Source organism: Rubellimicrobium arenae, from assembly GCF_017916275.1.
Lineage (GTDB): Bacteria > Pseudomonadota > Alphaproteobacteria > Rhodobacterales > Rhodobacteraceae > Rubellimicrobium > Rubellimicrobium arenae.
Map to the genome: position 1 here is coordinate 71,291 of NZ_JAFMST010000001.1, position 26,113 is coordinate 97,403.

Below are 26,113 nucleotides of genomic sequence, written 5' to 3' on the forward strand. Positions count from 1 at the left end.
CGCCATCGCCTCAGCCGCTTTCAATTCACGAGAACGAGCGTAAACCCGGGTCTGGATCGGCACAAGCGCGATGTTCCGGCATCGAGGCAGTCGGGCTCTGGCCAGGAGCATCGGATCTCGGAATCGAACGGGAATGGTCCGGTTGGACGTCGGGTCATCAGGGGACCCAGCGAGGAACGTGGATCTGGTCGGCGTCCGGAGGGGCGGAACAACGCGGTGGCTTGGCCCGTTTCCGCTTGGCTGCCCGCGACATCTGTGCCGCAAGGACGGCAATTTGCATGAGCATCATGGCTCGCGCCCAAGATATGGAGCCTCGGGCGGTTGGGATGCGTGGAGCGGACGGTGCCGCCGAGCGGATTATGGTCGGCAGAGCCGGCGCAGGCGCTCAGGGCGGACTTGGGTCATGACTGGCCCGCCGAGAGGAGTGTGGGATGTCGATCGTCAATTGTTCGTTCCGTTTCCGAAAGGCCTGAGTGCAACGATGACCACTCATCGGCACGGCCCGGGCGACGCTGCCCATGATCACGACCATCATGGTGGGGGGGACGAGAGGCGCCTGTTGAGCGCGCTTGTCCTGACCGGTGGCTTCATGATGGCAGAAGCGGTCGCGGGAGTGGTGTCCGGCTCGCTCGCGCTGATCGCTGACGCCGGGCACATGCTCACTGATACGGCGGCGCTGGGCCTGTCGTGGTGGGCGGCCCGGGTCGCCCGCCAGCCGGCGACGCCCGAGCGGACCTTCGGACAGCATCGCTTCCAGGTCCTCGCGGCGCTGGTGAACGGCTCGGGGCTGATGGTCATCGCGTTCTGGATCGCGGTCGAGGCCGTCCGCCGCCTGGCTGCGCCGGTCGAGGTGCTGGGGGGTACGATGCTGACGGTCGCGATCCTTGGCCTCATGGTCAACGTCGCGTCGTTCCTGATCCTGCATGGCGGCTCGCACGGGAACCTCAACATGCGTGGCGCCCTGCTCCATGTGGTCGGGGACATGCTCGGATCGGCGGCGGCGATCCTCGCGGCAGTCGTGATCCTGCTGACCGGCTGGACGCCCGCCGACCCGCTGCTATCGGTTCTGGTGGCCGTCCTGATCCTGCGGAGCGCCTGGACCATTGCGTCGGATGCCTGGCACATCCTCATGGAAGGCACGCCGGAGGGCTTCGATCCCGCTCGCCTCAAGGCTGATCTGATGGCCCATGTGCCGGGCGTGGAAGAGGTCAGCCATGTCCATCTCTGGTCCCTGACGCCCGATCGGCCACTCGTGACGTTGGATGCGCGCATTTCGGCCGAGGCGGACCATGAGGTGGTCCTTGGGGACCTCCGCAAGCGCCTGGCCTCCGTTCACCATCTGGCGCACGCCACGATCGAACTCAGCCGGACCGGTTGATCCGAACTCGGAGGTCCGGCCCAGCATGACGGCAACGTCCCGGTCCGACTGAGCTCTGGCGCCGGAAGCCGTTCCAGCGACGATCAGTTGGTATGTGCCCCAAAGTCGGACGAGGCCGATGCGGTAGACTGGCCTCTGCCGGACGCGGCAGCGCCTGTCCCATCCTTTGCTGCTGGCATGGGTTCAGATCGCCCTTCGGTCGAACGGAGCAGGCTGCCGGACCGCCATGTCACCCGCCCAACAGGGACCATGCTCGCAGGTCATCGTAGAAGATCGGTCTGGAGCGAAGACCTGTTCTTCGCCCGCGGAAGGCTCGGATGGCAACCCGCTGCGCGGGAAGAGCCGCCGCCTGGCGCTCCGATACTGTCAGGATCGCCGAAGGCGGCTTGCTCCGACCAGCACCCAGATCCCTGTGCCCTTGCTTCTATTCGGTATGACCGAGGCGGGACTGGCACGCCCCCGAGGTTCTGGTTTCGCAGAGCATGGTGCTTCTGTCTGCCTTCCGCTCCGCCCCTGAGGCGCTCGACGCCGCTGGGCGGCGCGGCCTGCGCCGATGACGTCGTCATGTGGCGGACCGTCATGGCATCACGGGGGGGGCCGTTGTGCCTGCGGCTCATCGCAGGCCCATCTGGCAGACCTGGACTTCCCGAGTTCCAACACCCTTGGACTATCGGCGGATCCGGCGTCCTGATCGACCTGCAGGGCGTCAGGCGGTCGATCAGATCTGTCTGCAGGATAGAGACGCGGACCCCGCTGCTGGCCGCAAGGCAGGGTAGTTCAGGCGTTTCTGCCCGGCTGACGTCTTCTTTGGATCCTCAAGGCCCTTTGAGCAGACCTGCTGATCGTGAGGGACCATGCGGCCGGAGCTCCGAAGGCCGGCGGCTGCCGACCTTCGGATCCCAGGGAAGCGACCGTTCGTCTATCAGTCGTCCGCGCGGAGATTGGTCGCGGCCAGCTTGCCGCTCCGGCTATCGCGCTCAAGGTCGAAGGAAACAGTCTGGCCCTCGCGGAGGTCATGCATGCCAGCGCGCTCAACGGCCGAAACGTGGACGAAAACGTCATCGCCGCCCGCTTCCGGCGCGATGAAGCCGAAGCCTTTGGACGCGTTGTACCATTTCACGGTGCCCCGGCCGCTTCCTTCGACCTGCCGGGAGCCACCCCCACGGGGGCCGGCCGACGGACGAGGGGCCGATCGCATGCCGCCGCCCGGCGCGGACCCTGTCAGCCGCAGGTTGGTCGCCGAGATCTTTCCGGACCGACGGTCAGTCTCGAGTTCGAAGGCGACAAGATCGCCCTCATTGAGGTCCCGCAGACCTGCCCGTTCGAGGGCGGTGGCGTGCACAAAAACGTCTTGGCCGCCATTGTCGGGCGCGATGAAGCCAAAGCCCTTCGCAGAGTTGAAGAACTTGACAGTACCGTTCGGCATCTTGGATCTCCTGTGGTCGCCTGCAGGCTGTAGCATTGGCTTCGCCCCATGGCAAAGAGGGCGTCTTGCCTTATGAATGGACGTAGATCGGGGGCCTTTGTATTTTCTGCAAGAGCGTTGCGCCCGGGCACCCATGAACACGGCGCAAGATCGTTCAAGGGCAGGGTGGGGCGCAGGGTCTGCTCACCGTCCTTCTGGATGAAGGTGACGATCTGAGCCGTCCGGGCCCACAAGGCTGAACTCCGCCGAGATGACCGACCAGACTGGGCAAGGTCGTAGGCCGATCATCGCTGACTCTCGATGAACGGCAATGTGCTCCCGCCATTGAGCCATGGTGCCGTCGTGCGATCGGTCCCTTATGCCGAGCTCTGTGCATCGGCCCCGACCACCAGTTCCTGCGCAAGGCGCGACGCCTCTCACGCCCGTCAGGCGCCGGACCGACCTGCGACTCCTGCGGCGTGACCTCCCTGACGCGGCGACTGAGTTGGATGTCGGACCCGACACTGGTGCGAACGCCACCAGTGCCCCCGCTCGGGGTTCGACGGCCCCTTCTGATGGGGATCTCAGGCGGGGCAGGCACATTGCGCTGCCGCTCCGTGATCGCGGCGGCGACCGCGGTTGTCAGGGCAGGTTCCTGAGCACGTCGCCCAGCGTTCCGATGAGCTGGTCGATCTCCGGTTTCGAGATGATGAGCGGAGGTGACATGGCGATGATGTCACCGGTGGTGCGGATCAGGACGCCCTTGTCGTAGGCGTCGAGGAAGGCCTGGAAGGCGCGCTTGGTCGGCTGGCCCGCGATCGGCTCCAGCTCGACGGCGCCGATGAGGCCCATGTTCCGGATGTCGATCACATGCGGCAACCCCCTGAGGGAGTGCAGCGCGTCCTCCCAGTACGGGGCGAGATCCCTGGCCCGCTCGAACAGGCCCTCCTCGCGGTAGGTCTCCAGCGTCGCGAGGCCTGCCGCCGAGGCGATCGGGTTTCCTGAATAGGTATAGCCATGGAACAGTTCGATCAGGTGCTCGGGCCCCTGCATGAAGGCGTCATGGACATCGGCCGTGGTCAGGACCGCCCCCATCGGAATGACCCCGTTGGTCAGGCCCTTCGCCGTCGTCACCAGGTCGGGCGTCACGCCGAAGTGCTGGGCGGCAAAGGCCGAGCCCAGCCGGCCGAACCCGGTGATCACTTCATCGAAGATCAGGAGGATGCCGTGCTTTCTCGTGATCGCGCGCAACTTCTCAAGATAGCCCTTGGGCGGCAGCAGCACGCCGGTCGAGCCCGCCATCGGCTCCACGATGACAGCGGCGATGGTGTCGGCTCCGTGCAGCGCGATGATCCGCTCGAGATCATCGGCCAGATGCGCCCCATGCTCCGGTTGGCCGCGGGTGAAGGCGTTGCGATCCGGAAGGTGCGTGTGGGGCAGGTGGTCCACGCCGGACAGCAGCGAGCCGAAGACCCGGCGATTGTTGACGATTCCACCGACCGAGATGCCGCCGAAGTTCACGCCGTGGTAGCCCCGCTCGCGCCCGATCAGACGGGTGCGCTGGCCCTCGCCCCGCGCCCGGTGATAGGCCAGCGCCAGCTTCAGCGCCGTCTCCACCGACTCGGAGCCCGAGTTGGTGTAGAAGACGTGCGCCATGCCCTCGGGCGCGATGTCGATGAGCCGGTTCGCCAGTTCGAAGGCGAGCGGATGGCCCATCTGGAACGCCGGCGCGTAGTCGAGCTCGGCCGCCTGCCGTTGGATCGCTTCGGTGATCCGGGGGCGGCAGTGCCCGGCGTTGCAGCACCAGAGCCCGGCGGTGCCGTCCAGGACCTGACGCCCGTCCGAGGTGGTGTAGTGCATGTCCTTGGCCGCCACGAACATGCGCGGCGCTTTCTTGAACTGCCGGTTGGCCGTGAACGGCATCCAGAAGGCATTGAGGTCGTTCGGAGCAGAAGCGCGGTCGAGCATGAGACCCTCTTGGGTTCGGACAACGAAAGGGGTTCAGGCGACAGCTTGGGCCCCGGTGATCTCGACCAGCGAGCCACACATGAAGGCGGCCTCGTCCGAGGCGAGGAAGGCCACCAGCGCCGCGACTTCCTCGGGCTTGCCGATGCGTCCGAAGGGCACGAGCCGGTCAAGATCGGCGATGGTGCGGCCTGACCGCTTCACGCCCGCCTCCAGCATGGGCGTGTGGATTTCGCCGGGGCAGACGGCATTCACGCGAATCTTCTGGGGCGCGTAGTCGCGGGCGAGGTTCTGGGTGAAGCTCGCCACCGCCGCCTTGGTCACGTTGTAGGCGATGTGATTCGGTGCGGGATGGAGGCCCCACTGGGACGCCGTGTTGACGATGGCGCCGCCGCCGGCCTCGATCATGGCGGGCAGCGCCGCGCGGCACAGGTGGAACATCGCATCGAGGTTCACGGCGAAGGACAGCCGCCAGTCGTCCTCCGAGATCGCCAGGAGGTTCCCACGCCGGTTGATGCCGGCGTTGTTGCACAGGACGTCGATGCGACCTTCTCGCGCCAGGACGTCCGCGATGATGGCCCGGCAACCCTCGGGGGTCGCGATGTCGCTGGCGAAGGCGCGCGCCGTGCCGCCGGTGGAGCGGATCGAAGCGGCCGTGACCTCAGCCCCTTCGGCGTTCACGTCGCAGACGACGACGGCCGCGCCCTCCTGCGCGAGGCGCTGGCAGATGGCCGAGCCGATGCCGCCCGCGGCCCCGGTGACGATGGCGGTCCTATTGGTAAAGCGCACTCGCAGACTCCTTATCTCAGATAGCTGCCGCCGTTGACGTCGAGCACCGCGCCGTTGAGCGAGACCTGCGAGGGGCGGAGCGCGAAGGCCACCAGTTCCCCGATCTCGGCGGGCTCGGCCATCTGGCCAACGGGAATGCCCGCCAACGCCGCTGCCTCGCCGTGGCGGGCGATGAAGGCTTCGGCCATTTCGGTGCGGACCCAGCCGGGGGCGAGCGCGGTGGCTGTGATGCCCTCGGCCCCAAAGCTTTGGGCGATGGATTTGGTCAGGTTGATGAGCGCCGCCTTGGAGGCGCCATAGGCCAGGGCGTCGGCACTGTAGCCCCGCTGCCCCGCGCGGCTGGCGATGTTGACGATGCGCCCTGGCCCATGCCGCCGGAAATGGGCGATGGCGCACTTGCACAGGTCAGCGGCCGAGAGGAGGTTCACCCGCATCTCGCGGTCCCAGGCCGATTGCCAATCAGGAAGGGGCGCTTCCACCGAGACCTCGGTGCGGATGCCGGCGTTATTGACGAGACCGTGCAGGCGTCCGCTGATTGCCTCGGCATCGACCCAGAGCTGGGTTGCGCCCCCAGGGGAGGACAGGTCGGCCTGCAGGCACCAACCCCGACCATCGATGGACCGGAGCAGCCGTTCGGCTCCGTCGCGGTCGCGCCCGTAATGGATGCCGACCCGCGCGCCCTCGGCGGCCAGGGCGACAGTGATCGCCCGTCCGATGGCTCCGGTCGCACCGGTCACCAGCACATTCAGGCCACTGAGCGGGGCGGTCATGGCTGGCCGACCTGCGGGCCCCAAGTGTCCGACAGCGCAAAACCCGTCGGGAAGGGGTCGTCCGGGCTCATCCACAGCTCCTCGCGGCCGTAGACCCAGGCGCTTCCGGTGATGCGCGGGCGGACCGCCGGGTAGGGCCCGACTGTTGTGGCCTCGATCACCTCGGCCCGGAACTCGCCGCCGATGATGCTGCGCGAGGTGCGGCCCTCGCCGGGGGCGATCTCGCCGCGGGCGTGCAGGACGGCAAGATTGGCCGAGCTTCCGGTTCCGCAGGGCGAACGGTCCACCCGGCCGGGCTTGAGCGTCGTGCAGGTCCGCACCGCTCCGTCGGCGGCGCGGCTGCGGAACATGACATAGGCGATGTCATTGAGGTCCGGGGCCTCGGGATGCGAGACCTGCACCTGATCGGCCAGCAACGCCTTGATGGCAATCCCGGCCTCGGCCAGCGCGCGGGCGTGCTCGGGCTCGATCGACAAGCCCACCTGATCCACGTCCACGATCGCGTAGAACACGCCCCCGAAGGCGATGTCGGCACGGATCATGCCCCAGTCGGGCGTTTGCACCACCTGATCCAGCGCGATGGTGAAGGCCGGCACGTTGTCGAGGCTCACCGAATGGCACCGCCCATTGGTGACGCGGGCGCGGGCCGTGACGAGCCCTGCGGGCGTGTCCAGCCGGACCACGGTCTCAGGCTCCTGCGCAGGAACGCGGCCCGACTCGATGAGCGCGGTCACCACGCAGATGCAGTTGCTCCCCGACATCGGATGCGCGCGGTCCGCTTGCAGGACGATGAAGCCCGCATGCGCCTCCGGATGGACGGGCGGGACGAGCAGATTGACCGACATGGCCACGTGGGCGCGCGGTTCGCCGGTCACGAACCGGCGGAGCGAGTCGTCCACGCGGTTGATGTGGTTCATCTTGTCGAGGAGCGTCGCGCCCGGGATCTCGGGCGCGCCGCCAACGATGACCTTGCCGATCTCGCCTTGGCAATGGACCAGCAGGAGTTCGAGCGATGCGGTCATTTGATGTACCATCCCCAAGGCTCGTCGCTGACGAGGCGGGTGATCTGCTTGGTTTCCAAGTAGTTGTCCAAGCCCCAGCGCCCGAGCTCGCGCCCGATGCCGGACTGCTTGTAGCCGCCCCAGGGCGCCTCGGTGAAGGTGGGCTGGGAGCAGTTGATCCAGACGATGCCCGCCCGGAACGCCGCCGCGACCCGTTCGGCCCGCACGTCGTCCCCGCTCATCACCGCGGCAGCCAGGCCGAAGCGGCTGTCGTTGGCGAGGCGGATCGCCTCCTCCTCGGTGTCGAAGGGGCGGAGGCAGACCACGGGGCCGAAGATCTCCTCGCGCCAGGCGTCGCTGTCGAGGGGGGCATCGGTCAGCACCGTGGGCGCCACGAAGTAGCCGTGGTTGAACCCCTGCGCCTTGCCCCCGGTGGCGAGCTTGGCCCCCTGTTCCACGGCCCGGTCGATGTGGCTCAGCACGTTGTCGTACTGCACCTTGTTCACCAGCGGCCCGAGGAGAGTACCCGGCTGGAGGCCGTCGCCGATGCGGATCTTCTCGGCCTCCTCCACCAGCCGCCCGAGCAGGCGGTCGTAGAGCGAGCGTTCGACCAGCACGCGCGAGGTGGCCGAGCAGACCTGCCCCTGGTTCCAGAAGATGCCGAACATGATCCACTCGACGGCGCGGTCGAGGTCGCTGTCCCCGAAGACCACGAAGGGCGACTTGCCCCCAAGCTCCAGGCTGATGCGCTTGATGTCGCGGGCGGCCGAGGCCATGATCCGCGACCCCACGGGGCCCGAGCCGGTGAAGGCGACCTTGTCCACCTGCGGGTGATCGACCAGCGCCTGCCCCACGACCGATCCCTTGCCCGACAGGATGTTGAGGACGCCCGGCGGCAGCCCGGCCTCCTCGGCAATGGCGCCGAGTTCAAGTGCCGTGAGCGAGGTAGCCTCAGCGGGCTTCAGGACCATGGTGCAGCCGGCGGCCAGCGCGGGCGCGACCTTCCACGAGGCCATCAGCAGCGGATAGTTCCAGGGCACGATGGCGGCGGCGACGCCCACGGGCTCCCGCACCGCCTTGGATGTGAAGCGGCCGTCGGCCAGCGGAATCGGCTCGACTTCGCCGTCCAACTCTTCGGCCAGACCGGCGTAGAAGTCGAAGCATCCCGCGGCGTCTGCGAGGTCCCACTCGGCCTCGGGCAGCGGCTTGCCGTTGTCCATGACCTCGAGGCGAGCCAGCTCGGGCAGGCGGGCGCGGATGCCCTCGGCCATGGCGCGAAGAATCTTGGCCCGCTCGGCCCCGGTCATGCGCGGCCAAGGGCCTTCGTCGAAGGCGCGGCGGGCGGCGCGGACCGCGGCCTCGGCGTCGGCCTCGGTGGCGGCGGGGATGTGGTGGAAGACCTCTTCGGTCGCCGGGTTCACGACGGGCAGGGTCTCGCCCTGCGCAGGCGCCGTCCAGCGGCCGTCGATGTAGAGTTCGCTTCTCATGAGGGGCATCCCGCTCAGAACCGGTTGACCCGGTAGGGGTGGAGGTCGATGGGCGGGCGCGCCCCGGTGACGAGGTCGCCGATCAGCCGCCCGGTGGTCGCGGCATAGGTCACGCCCAGGTGCCCGTGCCCAGTGGCGTAGAAGACGCCCGGCGTCCTGGCCGACCGGCTGAGGATCGGCACCGTGTCGGGCAGGGCGGGGCGGTGGCCCATCCATTCGGTCGCCTGCTCCACGCGCAGGTTGGGCAGCGCCTCGCGCGCGCGGCGGACCGTGACCTTGGAGCGGCGGTAGTCCGGCGCGGCGTGCAGGCCCGCCATCTCCACCGTGCCGCCGACGCGGATGCCGCCCGCCGTGGGCGTGACCATGAAGGCGCGTGCCGGCCAGATGATCGAATGGCGCAGCGACAGGCCCGGGTCCATGATCTGCGTGTGGTAGCCCCGCTCGGTCTCCAGCGGGATCGGCTCGCCCAGCAGCGCGGCGAGGATGCCGGTCCAGGCTCCGGCGCAGAGCACGATCTCGGAGGCCGGGATCACCTGCCCGTCCTTGAGACGCACCCCGGTGATGCGGTCGGACCGGTCGAAGCCGATGACGTCCCCGCGCTCGATCCGGCCGCCCAAGGCCTGGAACCGTTCGGCCAGCAGGGTCACGTAGCGGTGCGGCGACTTGAGCGAGCGGTTGTCCGGGAACAGCACCGCCTTGCCGATCCTGGTGGTGATCTCGGGCTCCAGGTCGCGGATCGCGTTGTGGCCCAGCACCTCGTAGCCGAAGCCGAAGCGGTCGAGGATCTCGATATGGTCGCGGTCGGCCTTGAACTCGGCCTCGTCGGTGTAAAGCGACAGGCAGCCGGTCTCGGTCAGCTGGTCGCCCGCCCCGATCTCGCTGAGGAGCGCCTGGGTGTCGCCCAGCGCCAGCTTGCAAAGGGCCGCGCCCTGTTCCTCGAGCGCCCGCAGGGTCCTGGGGCGGCTCGCCGCGATGAAGCGGAGGAACCAGGGCACGAGCCGGGGCATGTAGCCCGGCCGGACGCGCACCGGCCCCTCGGGGTCCAGCATCCAGCCGGGGATCTGCTTCCAGACCGAGGGCCGCGACGCCGGCATGAACTCCGTCACCGCGATGGAGGCCATGTTGCCGAAGGAGGCGCCCATGCCGGGCTCCCCCTTGTCGACCAGCGTCACCTCACGGCCCCGTTTCCGGAGCTCGTGGGCGATGCTCACGCCGATGATGCCGGCGCCGACGACGACGGTGCTCATGTCAGGCCGGGACCGCCTCGCGGACCGCCGGAGCGGCGAGGAGCGGCTCCATCGCGGCGCGGAACTCGGCCTTCTCCTCGTCCGTGAGGGGGCCGAGCGGGGCGCGGCATTCACCGACGGGCAGGCCCTGCAGCTCGCAGCCGTACTTGATCTTCTGCACGAACTTGCCGGATTCGAGGATGTTCATCGCCCGGAACAGCGTCTTCATCAGGACCTTGGCCGCGCCGAGGTCGCCCGCCCGGTAGAGCCGGTCGAGGTCGCAGCAGGCCTGGGCCATGCAGTTCGACGGCCCGCAGATCCAGCTGTCGGCGCCCCAGAACATGAAGTCGAGCGCGATGTCGTCCGAGCCCGAGACGAGCTGGAGACGGCCTTCGTAGCGGCTCGCGATGTCGATGGCCCGCTGCAGGCTGCCCGAGCTTTCCTTGATGCCCAGGACGCGCGGGTTGTCGGCGAAGTGGTCCATCAGCTCGAAGCTGATGTCCGAGCCGTCCTTGGCCGGATAGCTGTAAAGCACGATGTTGACGTCCACCGCATCCAGCACCGTCTCGTAGTGGCGGATCAGTTCGGCCTGCGTCGGGCGCGTGTAGAACGGCGGCGCGAGGAGGACGGTGTCGTAGCCGATCTCCTTGGCCATCGCGGTCTGTTCCAGCACCTCGCGCGTGGCGGGCGCGTTGGTGCCGGCGATCAGGATCTCGTTCGGGAGGGAGAAGTCCTTGACGAACTGGAGGACCTGACGACGCTCCTCAGTCGATTGCGAGAAGTACTCGCCGGTCGAGCCGTTAGGCACCCAGCCGCTGACGCCCGCGGCGCGCATGTGCTCCAGCAGCCGCTCGAAGGCCTTGAAGTCGATCTTGCCGTCAGTCCCGAACGGCGTGACGAGAGCGGGGAGGACGCCCTTGAGCTTCATGGTATGTTGTCCTTGTCTTGGGCCGCAGTCAGGCGGCCAGCTTGCGGAGGATACGGCCTTCCAGGACCGACACGGCGCGTGTCAGCGGGAAGGCGACGGCGAAGTAGATGAGCGCCACGGCGGTCAGCATCTCGACGGGCCGGGCGGTGTTGTTGGAGATGTTCTGCCCGACGAACATCAGGTCGGCCATGCCCACCGCCGACACGAGCGAGCTTTCCTTGAACAGGCTGATCGTGTTCGACAGCAGCGTGGGCATGGCGCGCAGCAGCGCCTGCGGCAGCACGACCGAGGTGACCTGCACCCGCGCGGGCAGGCCCAGCGCGACGCAGGCGTCGATCTGCTCGCGGCTGACGGTCCCGAGCGAGGAGCGGAACGTCTCGGAGGTGATGGCGGCGGTGTAGAGGGTCAGCGCAATCACGCCGGACACGAAGCTCGACAACTCCACGCCCAGGATGATGGGCAGGCAGAAGAAGATCCAGAAGAGCTGGATCAGGACCGGCGTGCCGCGGAAGAACTCTACGTAGACCGTGGAGGCGCCGCGCAGCAGGCGGTTTTTCGACCGGCGGGCGAGGGCCAAGAGGAAGCCCAGGGCGCCCCCGGTGATGATGCAGATCAGCGTGAGGCGGATGGTCAGCCACAAGCCGTAGGCCAAAGCGTCGGCAAAGCGCAGGACGATGCTGAAGTCGAGTTCCATGGGGCGTCCTCCTTCAAGCCATCGCCACGGACCGGCGCCGTTCCAGCCAGCCCACGAGTTGGCTGATCGGGAAGGACACCGCGAAATAGACGAGCGCCACGATGGTGAAGGTCTCGATGGGCCGGTAGGTCTTGGTGGCGAGGCTCTTGGCCTCGTACATCAGGTCCGGGACCGCGACGATGGCGACCAGCGCGCTTTGCTGGAAGATGACGATGCCGTTGGTCAGCAGCACCGGAATGGCCAGCCGGAACGCCGTGGGCAGGATGATGTGCAGCGTGCTTTGCAGCGGCGACAGGCCCAGGGCCACGGCGGCGTCGCGGTGCTCGCGCGGGACGGACTGGATCGCGGCGCGGTAGGCCTCGCCGTTGAAGGCGGCCAGGTTCAGGCCGAGGGCCACGATCCCCATCGTCATCGAGCCCAGGTAGATGTTGAACAGCATGGGCACGCAGTAGAAGAACCACACGATCTGCACGATGGCGGGGGTGCAGCGGAAGAACTCCACGAAGGCGGTGGCGGGCACGCGGATCAGGGCCACGCGGCTCATCACGAGGAGGGCGATCACGAAGCCCAGCACGAGACCGATGACGTTCGCGGCCAGGGTCAGCTGGATCGTGACCCAGAGCCCTTCGAGCAGCGGCCCGAAGTTCCGGGTGACCGCGCCGAGGTCGAGGGAGTAGTCCATCGCCCGCCCCCTCAGGTCCGGATGTGGAAGACGCGGTTGATGAACTCGCGCGTCCGTTCGTGGATGGGGCTGCCCAGCACCTGTTCGGGCGGGCCGTCCTCCACCACCACGCCGCCGGCGCAGAAGATCACCCGGCTCGCGATGTTCCGCGCGAACCACATGTCGTGGGTGACGATGACCATCGGCATGTCCTGCGCGGCGAGTTCGAGCATCACCTGCTCCACCTCGGCCACGAGCTCGGGGTCGAGCGCGGAGGTCACCTCGTCGAAGAGCATGAGCTTGGGGTCGAGCATCAGGGCGCGGGCGATGGCCACGCGCTGCTTCTGACCGCCGGAGAGCTGGTTGGGGTATGCGTCGGCCTTGGCGCCCAGCCCGAAGCGGGTGAGGAGGGCGCGCGCCCGTTCCTTGGCGCCCGACGCGCTCTCGCCATTCACCTTGCAGGGCGCGAGGATCAGGTTCTGCAGCACGCTCAGGTGCGGGAAGAGAGTGTAGTGCTGGAACACCATCCCGATGCTGCGGCGCACCTTGGGGTCGATGACCGTCTTCCCGTCCTTGACCGAGATATAGGGCTGCCCGCCAAAGCTGATGCTGCCTGCGTTGATGTTCTCAAGGCCCATGAGGACACGCAGCAGCGTGCTCTTGCCGCCGCCCGACGGGCCGATCACGACGACGCGGTCGCCGCGCTTCATCTCGATGTCGAGCCCCTGAAGGACGCGGACGGGGCCGAAGCTCTTGTGGAGCCCGTCCATCCGCACCAGGGCCGTCTGGTCTTTCGCGCCGTCGAACATGGCGTCTCCCTCGCGCTGGGGCGGAGGGGGCTGCCGCGAAGGCAGCCCCGCTGGGGTCAGTTGCTGGCGGCCAGGACCTGGTCCACGGCGTTGTGGATCAGCTGGTCGACGTGTCCAGTCGCGACCTTCTCCTCGAGGAAGATGTTCACGACGCTGACATCCTGGGCCGAGAGCGTCGCGGGCAGGCCAAAGGCCACGCCCTGCTTGGCCAGCGCCGGGGTCGGGTTGAACGCCACCGCCCAGTCGGGGTTCGACTGCGTGAAGAGCTGGTTGGTGTCCGAGGCGTCCACGAGGATGTCGGCGCGCTTGGAGACGACCGCGAGGCGCGTCTCGTCGTTCGAGGGCAGGCGCAGGATCGTCGCATTCTTGATCGCGGCGGAGATCGCGGTGTCCTGTGCGGTGCCGGACATCACGGCAAGAGTCACGCCTTCCTGGTCGATGTCGGCCACGGTCTGCGGGTTCGCCGGGATCTTGGCGTTGTTCTTGTCGTAAGCGAGCGAGATCTGGTATTCCATCGCCGGGATGGAGAAGTTCACGGCCATCGCGCGCACCGGCGTGCGGTTCAGGGCCAGCGACATGTCCCAGCGGCCGGCTTGCAGGCCCGCGACGATGTTGTCCCAGGTGGTATCCACGAACTCGGGCTCGACCTCAAGCACGTCGGCGAACTCACGGCAAAGGTCGGCGAAGAAGCCGGAGTATTGGCCCGTCGCCGGGTCGCGCATCACGTAGGGCGGGGCCACCGCGGCGCCGCAGCGCAGGACACCATTCGCTTGGACCTGCTGCCAATAGCCGGTCGCGTCCTGTGCGGAGGCGAGCTGGGCGGCCCCGGCCAAGACGACGGCGGTGGCCGTGGTGGTCATCCATTTCGAAAACATGAGCTTCTCCTGTTGGGGCGAGCGTTGCGCCGGATCCGCCGGGCTATGCCGGTCTTCATCTTGTGTCAGCACTGTGTCGACAGGACTGGAAGATGTCGACAGGCTGGCGACACGTCAAGACATTTCGTGCAATGTGTCGACAGCCCTCTCTGGACCCACTATCGTCCCGGCATGGATCGGAGCGACATGATGCGGGACGAGATCGAGATCGAGGGCGAAGCCCGGCCCGCCAAGGGTGCCGGCTGGAAATGGGTTTACGACACCCTCCGCAACGACATCCTTTCGTTGGCGCTCCCTCCGGGAGACCTGCTGGACGAGACCTCTCTGGCCGAGCGGTTCGGCCTTTCCCGCTCGCCCGTCCGCGAAGCCCTGATCCGGCTCTCGAACGATGCGCTTGTCGTGACGCTTCCCAACCGCTCCACCATCGTGGCGCCGATCGACGTGGTGAGCTTTCCCAAATACGTGGAGGCGCTGGACATCCTGCAGCGCATGAACACCAGGCTGGCCGCCGAGCTGCGGACGCCGGCTGATCTCAAGGCCATCGGAAAACGCCAGAAGGACTTCGAGGCGGCGGTCCGCAAGGGCAACCATCTGGCGATGTCAGAGGCCAACAAGCAGTTCCACATGGCCATCGCCAGGGCAGGGCGGAACTCCTACCTCGCTTCGTTCTATGACCGGCTGCTGGACCAGGGCCGGCGCATCCTGCACCTGCACTTCGAGTACCTGGAGCGCACCCATGACGGGTATCTCCTGACCGACGAGCACGACCAGATGATCGAGGCGATCCGGGATCAAGACGTGGAGCGCGCCGATGCCCTGGCCCATGCCCACACACGGCAATTCCGGGACAACTTCATCAACTTCATGACCGAGAACTATTCCAAGGGCGTGACGCTGACCCAGAACGCCCTGTGACCGCAGGTCGGCGGGGGTTGTCCTGACACGGGACGCTCGATCAATGACGCCAGCAGCGCCGGTCGGATGCGAGGACGGGCGAGGAAAGGAGAAGAGATGACAGCAGCGAAGGTGGCCCTGATCACGGCCGGGGGCAGCGGCATGGGGGCGGCGGTCGCGCGGCGGCTCGCATCGGACGGATATGCGGTCGGTGTGCTGTCGTCCTCGGGCAAGGGTGAGGCCCTTGCTCAGGAACTCGGAGGCTTCGGCGTCACCGGGTCGAACCAATCCAACGAGGACCTCAAAAGCCTCGTGGACGGCGCGATGGAGCGCTGGGGCCGCATCGATGCGCTCGTGAACAGCGCGGGCCATGGTCCCCGCGCACCTCTTCTGGAGATCACCGACGAGGACTGGCACAAGGGGATGGACGTCTACTTCCTCAACGTCGTCCGCGCCGTACGGCTCGTGGCCCCCATCATGCAGGACCAAAAGGGCGGGGCCATCGTGAACATCTCGACCGCCTGGGCCTTCGAGCCCTCGGCGATGTTCCCGACCTCGGCCGTTGCCCGCGCGGGTCTCGCGGCCTACACCAAGCTTTTCGCCGACACCTTCGCCGCCGACAACGTCCGCATGAACAACGTCCTGCCCGGCTGGATCGACAGCCTTCCGCAAGTGGAGGAGCGGCGCGCCGGGGTGCCCATGGGCCGCTACGGCACCGCCGATGAGATCGCTGCGACGGTTGCCTTCCTGCTCTCGGACGGCGCGGGCTACATCACGGGCCAAAACCTGAAGGTCGACGGTGGGCTGATGCGGAGCCTCTGAGCCACCCTCAGGTCACCGGACCGAAGAACCGGGGGCCATGGGACCGCCGGGTCCGTTCGGGCCGGGCACGGTTCACGACGCGCCTTGGATCCAGGCCGGCGACCGCGCGGGGGCCCGTCCGGTGCAGGCGGCCTCGGCGCACATCGCAAGGCTCCCGAACCGCACCTCACGCTGGCTCAGGCCCGGAGCGTAATGGGCATACTTCCCCGAGTTGGTCATGAGGACCCGAGCTTCGCGCGGGAAGACCGGCTCGGAGATGGAGCACCAGCACAGGTCCGGCACGATGCGGACACCCGCGGCCACCAGTCGCTGCTCTGTCCCGTCCGCCCTGATTCGTTCCAGAGTCGCGCGACCCAAGGTGATGATGGCCGTCACATGATCCGAGACCCGGCGGCCGTCCATGAGCTGGGCAAAAGCGCGGCATTCCGCCTGGGAGAAGTGAGGGCTGCCCAAGGCGACCAGATCCACCTCGGCCGGTCCGGCGTTGAACATCTCCCACAGCCGGGCGAAGTCGGACGGCGTGATCCGCACCGTCGCCGCATCTGCGGCCAGGGGCAGGTCCGCTTCCGGCGTCAGGTCCCTGATATGCAACATGGGTGAAGCCGAGGTCGTGCCGAAAGCCGCGCATAGGGCTTTGAGATCATCCTCGTTCGGCGTGGCGTGCTCGAGGCCCTGGATCAGCGGGATGCAGTCCGGGGCCGCCTGTCCGACCAGCCAGCCAAGCATCGGCCAGAACGCGTCATCCGCATCCTGGGGCCACTCTACCTGGATCAGACGCTGGGGCGCGCGGTGGCGCTCCAGATAGACCCCGGATCGGGGGGCGCGTCCGGTCAGGGCGATGCAAAGGTCCAGGAAGTCGGGGTGCTTCACCGTACGGGCGCCGAGGACGCTGTTGGCGTAGATGACGGCGTTCGATTCCGCCCAGGCGATGTCCTCGCCTTTGCCGGGTTTGTCGCCGAGCAGGTAAGGGGCGCAGGTGAAGCTCGGCTTTGCCCCCATCTCGACATAAGCGTCTGCCAGCCTGCTCGCCGGCCCGCCGAAATCCTCGACGACACCTTGGGAGCGCCAGTTCGCGTGGTCCACCGAGATGGCGTTCATCGTGGTGGGAACGCGGACCCGACCACCCAGGTCGGCCATCTTCCGGGCAAAGGTCAGAAACGCCGGGCTTGCATAGATGCAGCCGTCGATGTGGACCCGGCTGACGTCGATCAGACGCGCCGCGTCCTGCGCGATTGCCATCGTGCAGATCGTTTCCATGGCCAACTGCGCCGCCGGACCGAACTCCCCCGCGAGGAAGCGCCGGTCCTGCCCGTCCAACTCCAAATCGTCGCTGGAAAGGGGCTGGAGGCGGATCGTCCGATGGGGGGTCACCAGCGCGTCCTCGGTGATCTGGACCTCGGGCTCATTGGCGACGGCGTCGTAGTCCACCGGCGCGAGCCTCACCACCGCAATCCGGCGATCGAACATCCGCCCGGCAATCAGTGCGCCCAGCGTGAGGATGTCCTCGCCCTCGCGGAAGATCAGGGCGGCGGGGGCTTGACCTGCCAGGCTGAGGCCCAGGAGGACACCGCTCCCTGTGCAGGAGCCACGGCTGGTCGGCATCATCACGACCCGGCCACCAAGGGCCATTCCGTGCTGCGGGTGATGGGCGTCCACGATGACGCCCGTAGATGGGTCCACTCCGCCCCAGAAGCTCAGGCCTTCCTTGCAGACGAGCACGGGTCCGCGAACCAGGGCTGGAACGATGATCTTTCCCATGAGAGAGTCCTGCTGAATTGTTCGCGTTCATGTTTGAGACGACCGGCACCGGCCGCTCCGAGGACGGGTCGGACGTCCAAGCCCGCGATGTGGCGACAGGATCCCTTGTCTTCCCGATCACGGACCGACTGGGCTGATCCTGCCTTGTCGGCCTGAAAGGAGGCAGAGTACGGAACCCAGCCCGTCGCGCTCTGCACGGTCGGCATAGCCGGCGGGCTCACGCCTGCATCCCTTGGGGGCCGCTCACTCCCCGACGAGGTCTGGCGACCGACCGGCCATTCGGCTTTGGCAGCGGTCCGCATGGCGCTGCGGCAGGGCAGTTGCAACGGAGGTTTCCATCCCAATCCGGGCGAAGTCGATTCCCGGCGGGGACGAGGGGAGATCCACCTCTTGGCGTCGCCTTCCGTGACGCGCGTAAGGTTGTGATCCTGCCGATGCGGCCAGGTGTCGGACCCGGTGCCTGGTCTGACGACGATATCCCTTGCCAGCATGGACCTCCGGCCGAAGTTGGGCTGGGCAGCCTGCATCCGACAACCACGCCCATCCTTTGCACAGCTGTCGAACCCACCGTTGCCAGACTTCAAGGCGTATGCTTAGAGTAGCATGGATGGTAGTAAAAGAAAAAACGATGGCGGATCCGAAAACGGATGACGGGCCCGACGGTGGTCATTCAGACGGCGAGGGAAGCTGGGCCGCCGAACGGCAACAGCTCCGGGCCGATCTTGGCCAGCGCATGAAGCTGCTGCGCCAGGAAGGCGGCCTGACGCTGGATGGTGCCGCCCAGAGGACAGGCTTGGCCTTGTCGACGATCCACAAGATCGAGAATGGCCGCGTGTCTCCCAGCTATGAGAATCTCGTCCGGATCGCACGCGGCTACGGCGTCGGGATGGAGCGCATCTTCTCATCCGAGGAGACGAGCGGGACGGCAAAGACCCGCATGACCGTCACGCGGGCTGGAACCGGAAGCAAGGTCCGCACCCCAGCCTACGAGTACGAAATCCTCTGCAATGCGCTGTCGCAGAAGCGCATCATCCCGCTTTTTGCCAGGATCGACCGCCGCGCGCCGATCAGGCCCGACGACATGGACGCCCATGATGGCGAGGAAGCCATCCTGGTGCTGTCGGGCCGGGTCGAACTGCATGTCGAGCACTATGCGCCCGTCGTCCTTGCGGTGAACGACTGTGCCTATTTCGACAGCACCTTGAAACATGCCCTTCGTGCCCTCGGCGAAGAGGATGCCAGCATCTTCTGGGCCTGCACCCACATCGATCTCGAAGGCTGAATCCCAGTCCTTTAGCTTCCAAGGATCAACTGCGCCCATGAGCGAGACACGTCTGATCACCATCCGCGACCTTGAAGCCAAGGTTACGCGGATCTTCGAAATCTCGGGGATCCGCGCCGAAACGGCAGCCGCCATGGCTCGGGTCATCGTTGCCGGGGAGCGCGACAACTGCAAGTCGCATGGGATCTACCGGATCGAAGGATGCCTGCGGGTCCTGCGCGCAGGCAAGGTCGTTCCTGACGCTGTCCCGACGCTCAACGACACTGGCGGACCGATCCTGCAGGTGCATGCCGGCGGCGGATTTGCCTGTCCGGCATTCGAGGATGGCAAAGACCTCCTGATCGACAAGGCGCGCCGCTTCGGGATGGGCGCGATGGTGATCCGCGATTGCCTCCACTTCTCGGCCCTCTGGTATGAGGTCGAGGAACTGGCGAGCCAAGGTTTGGCGGCCCTTTCCATGTGTCCGAGCTATTCATCCGTGGCGCCTGCGGGTGGAACGACGGCCCTGCTTGGCACGAACCCGATGGCCTTTGGCTATCCCCGTCCCGGCGATCATCCCTATGTCTTCGACTTCGCCACCAGCGTCGTGGCCCGCGGCGAGATCGAACTGCACCGCCGCGCCGGCAAGCCGATCCCCGAAGGCTGGGCCATCGACTCCGAGGGCCAGCCGACCACCGATCCCGAAGCCGCCCTTGCCGGGGCGATGCTGCCGTTCGGGGCTCACAAGGGGTCGGCGATCTCGACCATGATCGAGCTCCTCGCGGGTGCCATGCTGGGCGAGTTCATGAGCGCGGAGGCGCGCGACTTCATCGGCGGAACCACGTTCCTGCCGCGTCACGGTGCTCTGATCCTGGCGTTCGATCCTGACAAGTTCTCGGCGGGGAGCGGGCGTGATCCCGTCGCCGAGGGCGAGACGCTGCTCCGATCCATCGAGGGGCAGGGCGCGCGACTTCCATCGCAGCGCCGGTTCGCGGCAAGGAGTCTGTCGGAGCAGCAGGGGATCGCCCTCACCGCAGCAGAGTTCGAGATGCTCGATCGGTTCGAAGCCCAAGGCTTGGCCGCCGTCGATCTCTAGCCCGAGAGCGAGCGTTCAGATTGCGGGGCCAGTCCGCTCAGATGGTCAGGCCGCATTGACCCAGGCCCGGGTTCCGCCCGGGCCATGCTCGAAGGGTCTGGCCTCTGGTCATCGGCATCAGGATGAGGACGCCGAGGTGCCCTCAGGGTTACAGGCGCGGCTGATGGCTCATGGACAGCGCACGCTCATCAGGGTGCTCAGCGGCGCCAGAGCAGGTCCGCGCCGGTCCGGAGCAGACCTCCTTTGGCCGTGAGCCAGGATGCCAGGACCGCACGACGGCTGGACCGGTGGCAGAAGCCTGAGCCGCCTGCAATCAGCCCCTGAACTTGGTGACCTTCAAAGATCAACAGGCCAGGTGTCCGACAGACGGTATCCGCCCTGGAACGGGTCCGCTGGATCGACCATCAACTGGTGGGTTCCGACGACCCAGGCCCGACCCGAGATGATCGGGCTGATGCCGGGTGTTCCGTTGATGTCGAGGTCCTGATCAATCCGGCAGTGGAACTCGGTGTCGATGATGGACTTGCCGATGAACCGGTCGCCCACGTTCATCCGGCCCTTGGCCCGCAGGACGGCCATGCGGGCCGAGCAGCCTGTCCCTGTCGGGGACCTGTCGATCTTGCCCGGGCGGATCGCCACTGCGTTCTTGCCGACCAGCACGCCGTTCTCGGTCGTGACCGGGTCGGTGAACTGGCAGAAGGAAATGTGGTTCCAGTCGGTGATAGGATGCCGGAAGCCGAGCTGTTCGTTCGCGGCTTTGGTGATCTTCATCCCGGCCACGGCGAGGTCGCGCGCATTCTCCGGGATGATCGGGATCCCGACGGCCGATGCTTCGACGAGGACGAAGCTGTCACCGCCATAGGCGGTGTCCACAGTCAGCGTGCCGAACCCTTCGACCTCGAGCTTGGCATCCAGTTTGTCGGCAAAGGACGGCACGTTGCGGACGCTGATCCGCTCGGCCTTGCCGTTCCGGCACTCGGCCTCGACCTCGATGAGACCGCCGGGGGGCTCCAGGATCATGCGCGTGATCGGCTCCTGCATCGGGATGATCCCGGTGTCGAGAAGCACCGTCGAGACGCAGATGGAGTTCGACCCGGACATCGGCGGCGTATCGGCCGGCTCCATGATGATCCAGCCCATCTGCGCCCGGGGGTCCTTGGGCGGTACCAGCAGGTTCACATGGCGGAAGACGCCGCCGCGCGGCTCGTTCAGCACGAAGTTCCGCAGCGTCTCGTCCCGCGCGATCCAGCGGGACTGGTCCCAGACCGTCTCGCCCGGTGGTGGAGCGACCCCGCCGACGATGACGTCGCCGACTTCGCCTTCCGCGTGGCAGGACACCACGTGGATGATCTTGGATGTGCGCATTTGGACGGTCCTCGGCTCAGGCTTGGGTCAGCTTGACGAACGCGGCCGTCTCGGGGTTGCGGGGCGCCTCGAAGATCTGCTGGGGCACGCCGATCTCGGCCATCACGCCCTTGGAGAAGAAGGCGACGCGGTCGGACACCTCGCGGGCAAACTTCATCTCGTGGGTGACGCAGATCATCGTCATCCCCTCGGAGGCCAGCATGCGGAGCGTGTCCAGCACCTCGCCCACGAGTTGGGGGTCGAGCGCCGAGGTCACCTCGTCGAAAAGCATGTAGTCCGGCGACATGGCCAGGGCGCGCGCAATGGCCATGCGCTGCTGCTGGCCGCCCGACAGGCGCGACGGATACACGCCCAGCTTGTCGGCCAGCCCGACATGGGTCAGCTGCTTGACGGCGATCGCCTCGGCCTCGGCCTTGGACAGCCCCAGCACCTTGCGGGGGGCAAGCATGACGTTCTCAAGCACGGTCAGGTGCGGGAAGGCGTTCCATTGCTGGAACACGATGCCCAGCTTGCGGCGCAGCTTGTTGAGATCGGTGCTCTTGGCGTGAACCTCGGTCCCGTCCACCACGATGCGGCCGGAGTTGATCGGCTCCAGCCCGTTGATGCAGGTCAGCAGCGTGGACTTGCCCGATCCGGACCCGCCGATGATGGTGAGAACCTCGCCCTTGTTCACGGTGAGGTCGATCCCCTTCAGCACCTCGAGAGAGCCGAAGGATTTGCGGACGTTTTCGATCTCAATCATTGGACCAACGCTTCTCGAGGTAGCCGCCGAAGCGGGCGATGGGGAAACTGATGATGAAGTAGAAGGCCCCGCAGATCAGCAGAAGGAACAGCGGCTCCTGCAGGCGCGTGATCAGGATCTGGGTCGACTTCAGGAGCTCGGTCACCTGGACGATGTAGACGAGGGCCGAGTCCTTCATCACCCCGAGGGCGAGGCCGATCCAGGAGGGCAGGGCCACGCGCGTCGCCAGCGGCAGCACGATGTAGGACATGTCCTGCCGCCAGGTCAGGCCCAGCGAGCGGGCGGCCCGGCGGGTGGTGTTCGGAACGGCCTCGACGGCGCCGCGCACGATCTCGGCGCAGTAGGCCGAGGTGTAGAGCGTCAGGACCATGCAGGCCACCGTGAAGCCCGACAGGCTTATCCTCAGCACCATGCCGAGGAACGCGTTCACCAGCACGAGCTGGATCAGGAGGGGGATGGAGCGGAAGATATCCAGCACGAACGTGACAGGAGCAGCCCACCAAGGGCCGACCTGGAACCGGAAGATGCCGAAAACGACGCCAAGAATGGTCCCCAGGATCACCGCGATGGCGGTGACAATCAGGGTCATTCCCGCGCCTTGGGCCAGGAAGAGCAGGTCGCTCGAGGTGAGAGCAGTTTCAAACATCGTGCAACGCTCTCAGTAGCGGAACAGCCGGGCGGCCACGAGCCGCGCCCCGATCTGAACGGTTTTCGTGATCAGGTAGAAGATCACCGCGGCCAGCGCGAAAAGCTCGAAGGTACGGAACGTCAGCGCGTTGAGGTCCTGCGTCACGCCGTAAAGGTCCGTGTTCATCCCGACCGTGATGCCCAGCGAGGTCATGAGGATCGCCCAGACCATCTGGTTGGTCATCGGCAGGAACGCGATGCGCAGCATCTGCGGGAGCACGACATGGCCGAAGGCCCGCACCGGCGTCATTCCAAGCGACCGGGCGGCCCGGGTCTGCGTGTCCGGGATGGCCTTCAGCGCGCCCCGGAAGTTCTCGGCCAGGTAGCCGGCGTTGTTGAACGTGATCCCGAGGAGCAGGGAGGTATAGGGGCTGAGGTGCAGGCCGAAGCTGCCAAGCCCGAAATGGGCCATGTAGATCTGGAACAGCGCAGGGGTGTTGCGGGCGATCTCGACCCAGGTCGCGGCGATGCCGGACAGCACGCGATTGCCCGACAGGCGGAAGCCCGTGAGCAGAACCGCGAGGGCGATGCCGATCAGCATGGACAGGAGCGCGATCTCGATCGTGACCACGGCGCCTTCAAGCATGACGGGCAGCCGCGCGAACGCCTGCTTCCATTGGAACGTATAAGAGAACATGACCGCCTCGTTTCGGCGTAGAACGGGTCGGAGGCGCACGGCGGGCGCGCGCCTCCGGAAAGGCGATCAGCGATAGGCGTTCGGGACGGTGAGGCTCGGGACGTCGCCGCCGACCCACTTCGCGTAGAGCTCCTCGTACCGGCCGGTGCGGATCTGCTGGTTCACGAAGAGGTTCAGGTAGTTGATGAACCCGTATTCCTCACGATTGGTGAAGAGGGCGACGTAGTCGGTGTCGAACGGCGCCTTGCCGACGACGGTGATGCCCGGATAGTTGCCGGACTTCACGTTGGCCTGGGCAACCGTGGAGGTGGAGACCGTGGCGTCGAGCTGACCCTGGCTCAGCGCGAGGAACACGTCCGCCTGGGTCTGGTAGGGGCGGAATTCGCCCTCACCCCAAGCATTGACCTGCTCCTCGAGCGCGATGGCTTCGTAGGTCCCGGCGACGGCGCCGACGGTCTTGCCCTTCATGCTCTCGAAGGAGGTGACGCCCGAGCTGTCGTTCGAGGTCACGGCCATCTCGAAGGCGAAGTAGGGGATCGAGAAGCCCACGGTCTTGGCGCGTTCCAGCGTGTCCGAGGTCGAGGCGACGCCCACGTCCACGCGGCCCGACATCAGGGCGGGGATCCGCTCGGGGAAGGGGGTCTCGACGATCTCCGACTGCACGCCGAGCGCGGCGGCCAGATCGTTGCAGTAGTCGACGTCGAAGCCCTGGGGGTTGTTGTTCTCGTCGCGGAAACCCATCGGCGGGAAGTCAAGAACCACAGCGCAGCGCAGCGTGCCGGAGGCGATGATGTCGTCCAGCTTGTCGGCGTGCGCGACGCTGGCTGAAGCCACCAGGGCGGCGGCGGTCAGAAGGGCTCTCATGGGTCTCTCCACTCTTGATTCGGTTGAACCTCGCACTAACCGTGTCATGCAATTATCAGTTTGGCAAAGGATTTTTAGTATAAGAAAAATTTGGCCCCGAATCGAATCAATCTTCGGGGAGTCTCTGCCGTGCGGAAACCCTGTGGTGGGTCGGAACTGCCCGCTTGCTCAGGTTCTAGCTTCGTATATCCCTCCAGCCGTCGGAGAAGGGAAGCCATGAGCGACGCGAAAGGCCAGCAAGGAGACCGCAAGCGCGGCTCCGGGGCGAAGTTCGTCTATGAAACGCTGCGGGACGAGATCCTGAACCTGGTTCTCCTGCCGGGCGAGCTGATCGACGAGATCAGCCTTGCCGAGCGCCTTTCCATGTCGCGGACGCCCGTGCGCGAAGCGCTGGTGCGGCTGGCGGGCGATGGCCTTGTGACCATGCTGCCCAACCGCTCCACGGTGGTGTCGCAGATCGATTTCCCGAACCTGCACGCGTTCTTCGATGCCCTGACGCTCATGTATCGTGTCACCACGCGACTTGCGGCAGAGTTCCACAACAGTGCCGACCTCGCGGCGATCCGGTCCAGGCAGGACGCGTTCTCGCGGGCGGTGCTGTCGGGCGACACCGCCGGGATGATCCTCTGCAATCGCGATTTCCACGTCGCGATCGCCGAAGCCGGTCGAAATTTTTACTACACCCAGCTTTTCACCCGATTGCTGGATGAGGGACGGCGCATCCTCAAACTATATTACTACCCAAGCTTCGAGGCCAAGCTGCCGCATCCCTACCTTCTCGAGCACGAGGCTCTGATCGGAGCCATCGAGGCGCGCGACATCGACCTGTGCGACCGGCTGGCCAAGGAGCACGCCGACCAGATCGTGCAGCAGATCCAGGAGATGATCGCCAGCGACCGTCGCCAGCATATCCCGCTCGCGGGGCGCACCTTGCCGACCGCCTGACCACCTGCAAACAATCGTGTCGACACGGCTCATACAAAGCGTATCCTAGCTGGATACATCTGCACCCGATCCCACGCCGAAGGAGGCGCTCCATGGACTCCACTATCTTCTCGGGCACGATCCCGGCCCTGATGACGCCCTGCAACCCGGACCGGACCCCGAACTTCGACAAGCTCGTCGAGAAGGCGAAGGAACTCGTCGGCCTCGGCATGTCGGCGGTGGTCTATTGCGGCTCCATGGGCGACTGGCCCCTCCTGACGAACGAATGGCGGATGGAGGGCGTGGAACGGCTCGTGAAGGCCGGGGTGAAGGTCGTGGTCGGCACTGGCGCGGTCAACACCGCGACCGCTGTCGCCCTTGCGGCCCACGCCCAGAAGGTGGGGGCGCATGGCCTCATGGTCATTCCCCGTCTCCTGTCGCGCGGCACGGTTCCGGCGGCGCAGAAGGCTCATTTCAAGGCCATTCTGTCGGCCGCTCCCGACCTTCCGGCCGTGATCTACAACAGCCCCTACTACGGCTACTCGACCAAGGCGGACCTGTTCTTCCAGATCCGCGCCGAGCATCCGAACCTCGTGGGCTTCAAGGAGTTCGGCGGCTTCTCCGACCTCTCCTACGCCGGCGAGGCGATCACCTCGGGCGGAGACGACATCAAGCTGATGATCGGGGTCGATACGGCCGTCTATCACGGCTATCTGAACTGCAACGCCGACGGCGCGATCACCGGCATCGGCAACGTGCTTCCGCGCGAGGTCCTGCACCTGACGGCGCTCTGCAAGGCTGCGATGGCCGGCGACGCCGAAGCCCGGCGCCTTGCCTTCGAGCTCGACAGCGCCATGCAGGTGCTGTCCGTCGTCGACGCGGGCCCCGATCTCGTGCTGTTCTTCAAGCACATGCTGGTTCTGACGGGCGACGAGGCCTACCGGCTGCACTTCAACGAAAGCGACGAGCTGACGGCCAGCCAGCGGGGCTTCATCGAGAAGCAGTTCGCCCTGTTCAAGGCCTGGTACGCCGACTGGTCCAAGCAGCCGCATGCCATGAAGTACGCGGCGTGACC

The 26,113-nt window shown here is 66.6% G+C and carries 25 protein-coding genes and 1 pseudogene; 7 read left to right on the forward strand and 19 right to left on the reverse strand.

All coding sequences use genetic code 11. The annotated features are described in order from the left end of the window. Nucleotides 1-559: 559 nt before the first annotated feature. Nucleotides 560-1,378: a cation diffusion facilitator family transporter gene (locus J3P31_RS00315; protein ID WP_210526196.1), complete on the forward strand. Its 819-nt coding sequence runs from the start codon at nt 560-562 to the stop codon at nt 1,376-1,378. Between the two features lie 922 nt (nt 1,379-2,300). Here the strand turns inward: J3P31_RS00315 and J3P31_RS00320 are convergent. The 13 genes and pseudogenes from J3P31_RS00320 to J3P31_RS00380 all read right to left on the reverse strand — a co-directional run bounded on the left by J3P31_RS00320 (nt 2,301) and on the right by J3P31_RS00380 (nt 13,988). After that, nucleotides 2,301-2,576 (reverse strand): cold-shock protein, encoded by a 276-nt coding sequence (locus tag J3P31_RS00320; protein ID WP_210526843.1) that lies wholly within the window; start codon nt 2,574-2,576, stop codon nt 2,301-2,303. 24 nt (nt 2,577-2,600) lie between these two features. Continuing rightward, a pseudogene (locus J3P31_RS00325) lies at nt 2,601-2,804 on the reverse strand (cold-shock protein); the annotation flags it as partial. 621 nt (nt 2,805-3,425) lie between these two features. After that, the gene (gene aptA / locus J3P31_RS00330) at nt 3,426-4,751 is read right to left on the reverse strand and encodes an omega-aminotransferase AptA (RefSeq protein ID WP_210526197.1); all 1,326 of its coding nucleotides are present in this window, start codon (nt 4,749-4,751) and stop codon (nt 3,426-3,428) included. 33 nt (nt 4,752-4,784) lie between these two features. Then, nucleotides 4,785-5,537 carry an SDR family NAD(P)-dependent oxidoreductase gene (locus J3P31_RS00335; RefSeq protein ID WP_210526198.1) on the reverse strand — a complete coding sequence of 251 codons (753 nt, stop codon included), beginning with the start codon at nt 5,535-5,537 and terminating at the stop codon, nt 4,785-4,787. Nucleotides 5,538-5,548: 11 nt separating this feature from the next. Further along, nucleotides 5,549-6,307 carry an SDR family NAD(P)-dependent oxidoreductase gene (locus J3P31_RS00340; protein ID WP_210526199.1) on the reverse strand — a complete coding sequence of 253 codons (759 nt, stop codon included), beginning with the start codon at nt 6,305-6,307 and terminating at the stop codon, nt 5,549-5,551. Then, nucleotides 6,304-7,329, reverse strand: a complete 1,026-nt coding sequence (locus J3P31_RS00345) for a proline racemase family protein (RefSeq protein WP_210526200.1) — start codon at nt 7,327-7,329, stop codon at nt 6,304-6,306. Before J3P31_RS00345 ends, J3P31_RS00340 begins: the two co-directional genes overlap by 4 nt. Further along, nucleotides 7,326-8,795, reverse strand: a complete 1,470-nt coding sequence (locus J3P31_RS00350; RefSeq protein WP_246849208.1) for an aldehyde dehydrogenase family protein — start codon at nt 8,793-8,795, stop codon at nt 7,326-7,328. Before J3P31_RS00350 ends, J3P31_RS00345 begins: the two co-directional genes overlap by 4 nt. 14 nt (nt 8,796-8,809) lie before the next feature. Beyond that, nucleotides 8,810-10,042 (reverse strand): NAD(P)/FAD-dependent oxidoreductase, encoded by a 1,233-nt coding sequence (locus tag J3P31_RS00355; protein WP_210526202.1) that lies wholly within the window; start codon nt 10,040-10,042, stop codon nt 8,810-8,812. A 1-nt stretch (nt 10,043) separates the two neighbouring features. Next, entirely contained in the window at nt 10,044-10,949 is a 906-nt protein-coding gene (locus J3P31_RS00360; protein ID WP_210526203.1) for a dihydrodipicolinate synthase family protein, read from the reverse strand. A 28-nt stretch (nt 10,950-10,977) separates the two neighbouring features. After that, nucleotides 10,978-11,643 (reverse strand): amino acid ABC transporter permease, encoded by a 666-nt coding sequence (locus J3P31_RS00365; RefSeq protein WP_210526204.1) that lies wholly within the window; start codon nt 11,641-11,643, stop codon nt 10,978-10,980. A 13-nt stretch (nt 11,644-11,656) separates the two neighbouring features. Continuing rightward, nucleotides 11,657-12,325: an amino acid ABC transporter permease gene (locus J3P31_RS00370; RefSeq protein ID WP_210526205.1), complete on the reverse strand. Its 669-nt coding sequence runs from the start codon at nt 12,323-12,325 to the stop codon at nt 11,657-11,659. Between the two features lie 11 nt (nt 12,326-12,336). Then, entirely contained in the window at nt 12,337-13,113 is a 777-nt protein-coding gene (locus J3P31_RS00375; RefSeq protein ID WP_303645116.1) for an amino acid ABC transporter ATP-binding protein, read from the reverse strand. Between the two features lie 56 nt (nt 13,114-13,169). Continuing rightward, nucleotides 13,170-13,988, reverse strand: a complete 819-nt coding sequence (locus J3P31_RS00380; RefSeq protein WP_210526206.1) for a substrate-binding periplasmic protein — start codon at nt 13,986-13,988, stop codon at nt 13,170-13,172. Between the two features lie 186 nt (nt 13,989-14,174). Between J3P31_RS00380 and J3P31_RS00385 the strand changes: the two genes are divergently transcribed. Together J3P31_RS00385 and J3P31_RS00390 are read left to right on the forward strand one after the other, a co-directional pair. Then, on the forward strand, nt 14,175-14,903 hold the full coding sequence (locus J3P31_RS00385) for a GntR family transcriptional regulator (protein WP_210526207.1): 729 nt from the start codon (nt 14,175-14,177) through the stop codon (nt 14,901-14,903). A gap of 96 nt (nt 14,904-14,999) precedes the next feature. After that, the gene (locus J3P31_RS00390; protein ID WP_210526208.1) at nt 15,000-15,704 is read left to right on the forward strand and encodes an SDR family oxidoreductase; all 705 of its coding nucleotides are present in this window, start codon (nt 15,000-15,002) and stop codon (nt 15,702-15,704) included. A gap of 72 nt (nt 15,705-15,776) precedes the next feature. Here J3P31_RS00390 and lhpI read toward each other — a convergent pair whose 3' ends face one another. After that, a complete protein-coding gene (gene lhpI, locus J3P31_RS00395; RefSeq protein ID WP_210526209.1) occupies nt 15,777-17,462 on the reverse strand; it encodes a cis-3-hydroxy-L-proline dehydratase in 1,686 nt (561 codons plus the stop codon). A gap of 628 nt (nt 17,463-18,090) precedes the next feature. Between lhpI and J3P31_RS00400 the strand changes: the two genes are divergently transcribed. Then, on the forward strand, nt 18,091-18,744 hold the full coding sequence (locus J3P31_RS00400) for a helix-turn-helix domain-containing protein (protein WP_210526210.1): 654 nt from the start codon (nt 18,091-18,093) through the stop codon (nt 18,742-18,744). Nucleotides 18,745-18,781: 37 nt separating this feature from the next. After that, the gene (locus J3P31_RS00405; RefSeq protein ID WP_210526211.1) at nt 18,782-19,819 is read left to right on the forward strand and encodes an Ldh family oxidoreductase; all 1,038 of its coding nucleotides are present in this window, start codon (nt 18,782-18,784) and stop codon (nt 19,817-19,819) included. A 336-nt stretch (nt 19,820-20,155) separates the two neighbouring features. On the opposite strand, the gene J3P31_RS00410 is transcribed toward J3P31_RS00405, so the two are convergent. From J3P31_RS00410 to J3P31_RS00430, 5 genes are all read right to left on the reverse strand, one after another. After that, entirely contained in the window at nt 20,156-21,184 is a 1,029-nt protein-coding gene (locus tag J3P31_RS00410; protein ID WP_210526212.1) for a trans-3-hydroxy-L-proline dehydratase, read from the reverse strand. A gap of 16 nt (nt 21,185-21,200) precedes the next feature. Continuing rightward, nucleotides 21,201-21,926: an amino acid ABC transporter ATP-binding protein gene (locus J3P31_RS00415; RefSeq protein WP_210526213.1), complete on the reverse strand. Its 726-nt coding sequence runs from the start codon at nt 21,924-21,926 to the stop codon at nt 21,201-21,203. After that, nucleotides 21,919-22,572, reverse strand: coding sequence for an amino acid ABC transporter permease (locus tag J3P31_RS00420; RefSeq protein ID WP_210526214.1), 654 nt, complete (start codon nt 22,570-22,572; stop codon nt 21,919-21,921). Before J3P31_RS00420 ends, J3P31_RS00415 begins: the two co-directional genes overlap by 8 nt. A 12-nt stretch (nt 22,573-22,584) precedes the next feature. After that, entirely contained in the window at nt 22,585-23,250 is a 666-nt protein-coding gene (locus J3P31_RS00425; protein WP_210526215.1) for an amino acid ABC transporter permease, read from the reverse strand. A 66-nt stretch (nt 23,251-23,316) separates the two neighbouring features. Next, nucleotides 23,317-24,114, reverse strand: a complete 798-nt coding sequence (locus J3P31_RS00430; protein ID WP_210526216.1) for an ABC transporter substrate-binding protein — start codon at nt 24,112-24,114, stop codon at nt 23,317-23,319. 216 nt (nt 24,115-24,330) lie between these two features. On the opposite strand from J3P31_RS00430, the gene J3P31_RS00435 reads away from it, so the two are divergent. Then, nucleotides 24,331-25,059, forward strand: coding sequence for a GntR family transcriptional regulator (locus J3P31_RS00435; RefSeq protein WP_210526217.1), 729 nt, complete (start codon nt 24,331-24,333; stop codon nt 25,057-25,059). A gap of 92 nt (nt 25,060-25,151) precedes the next feature. After that, the gene (locus J3P31_RS00440) at nt 25,152-26,111 is read left to right on the forward strand and encodes a dihydrodipicolinate synthase family protein (protein WP_210526218.1); all 960 of its coding nucleotides are present in this window, start codon (nt 25,152-25,154) and stop codon (nt 26,109-26,111) included. Nucleotides 26,112-26,113 lie beyond the last annotated feature (2 nt).

Excerpts from the sequence above, each read along its gene's own strand:
- J3P31_RS00320 (WP_210526843.1), bottom strand. The coding sequence starts at position 2,576 with ATGCGATCGGCCCCTCGTCCGTCGGCCGGCCCCCGTGGGGGTGGCTCC.
- aptA (WP_210526197.1), bottom strand. The coding sequence starts at position 4,751 with ATGCTCGACCGCGCTTCTGCTCCGAACGACCTCAATGCCTTCTGGATG.
- J3P31_RS00340 (WP_210526199.1), bottom strand. The coding sequence starts at position 6,307 with ATGACCGCCCCGCTCAGTGGCCTGAATGTGCTGGTGACCGGTGCGACC.
- J3P31_RS00345 (WP_210526200.1), bottom strand. The coding sequence starts at position 7,329 with ATGACCGCATCGCTCGAACTCCTGCTGGTCCATTGCCAAGGCGAGATC.
- J3P31_RS00350 (WP_246849208.1), bottom strand. The coding sequence starts at position 8,795 with ATGAGAAGCGAACTCTACATCGACGGCCGCTGGACGGCGCCTGCGCAG.
- J3P31_RS00355 (WP_210526202.1), bottom strand. The coding sequence starts at position 10,042 with ATGAGCACCGTCGTCGTCGGCGCCGGCATCATCGGCGTGAGCATCGCC.
- J3P31_RS00360 (WP_210526203.1), bottom strand. The coding sequence starts at position 10,949 with ATGAAGCTCAAGGGCGTCCTCCCCGCTCTCGTCACGCCGTTCGGGACT.
- J3P31_RS00365 (WP_210526204.1), bottom strand. The coding sequence starts at position 11,643 with ATGGAACTCGACTTCAGCATCGTCCTGCGCTTTGCCGACGCTTTGGCC.
- J3P31_RS00370 (WP_210526205.1), bottom strand. The coding sequence starts at position 12,325 with ATGGACTACTCCCTCGACCTCGGCGCGGTCACCCGGAACTTCGGGCCG.
- J3P31_RS00375 (WP_303645116.1), bottom strand. The coding sequence starts at position 13,113 with ATGTTCGACGGCGCGAAAGACCAGACGGCCCTGGTGCGGATGGACGGG.
- J3P31_RS00380 (WP_210526206.1), bottom strand. The coding sequence starts at position 13,988 with ATGTTTTCGAAATGGATGACCACCACGGCCACCGCCGTCGTCTTGGCC.
- J3P31_RS00385 (WP_210526207.1), top strand. The coding sequence starts at position 14,175 with ATGATGCGGGACGAGATCGAGATCGAGGGCGAAGCCCGGCCCGCCAAG.
- J3P31_RS00390 (WP_210526208.1), top strand. The coding sequence starts at position 15,000 with ATGACAGCAGCGAAGGTGGCCCTGATCACGGCCGGGGGCAGCGGCATG.
- lhpI (WP_210526209.1), bottom strand. The coding sequence starts at position 17,462 with ATGGGAAAGATCATCGTTCCAGCCCTGGTTCGCGGACCCGTGCTCGTC.
- J3P31_RS00400 (WP_210526210.1), top strand. The coding sequence starts at position 18,091 with ATGGCGGATCCGAAAACGGATGACGGGCCCGACGGTGGTCATTCAGAC.
- J3P31_RS00405 (WP_210526211.1), top strand. The coding sequence starts at position 18,782 with ATGAGCGAGACACGTCTGATCACCATCCGCGACCTTGAAGCCAAGGTT.
- J3P31_RS00410 (WP_210526212.1), bottom strand. The coding sequence starts at position 21,184 with ATGCGCACATCCAAGATCATCCACGTGGTGTCCTGCCACGCGGAAGGC.
- J3P31_RS00415 (WP_210526213.1), bottom strand. The coding sequence starts at position 21,926 with ATGATTGAGATCGAAAACGTCCGCAAATCCTTCGGCTCTCTCGAGGTG.
- J3P31_RS00420 (WP_210526214.1), bottom strand. The coding sequence starts at position 22,572 with ATGTTTGAAACTGCTCTCACCTCGAGCGACCTGCTCTTCCTGGCCCAA.
- J3P31_RS00425 (WP_210526215.1), bottom strand. The coding sequence starts at position 23,250 with ATGTTCTCTTATACGTTCCAATGGAAGCAGGCGTTCGCGCGGCTGCCC.
- J3P31_RS00430 (WP_210526216.1), bottom strand. The coding sequence starts at position 24,114 with ATGAGAGCCCTTCTGACCGCCGCCGCCCTGGTGGCTTCAGCCAGCGTC.
- J3P31_RS00435 (WP_210526217.1), top strand. The coding sequence starts at position 24,331 with ATGAGCGACGCGAAAGGCCAGCAAGGAGACCGCAAGCGCGGCTCCGGG.
- J3P31_RS00440 (WP_210526218.1), top strand. The coding sequence starts at position 25,152 with ATGGACTCCACTATCTTCTCGGGCACGATCCCGGCCCTGATGACGCCC.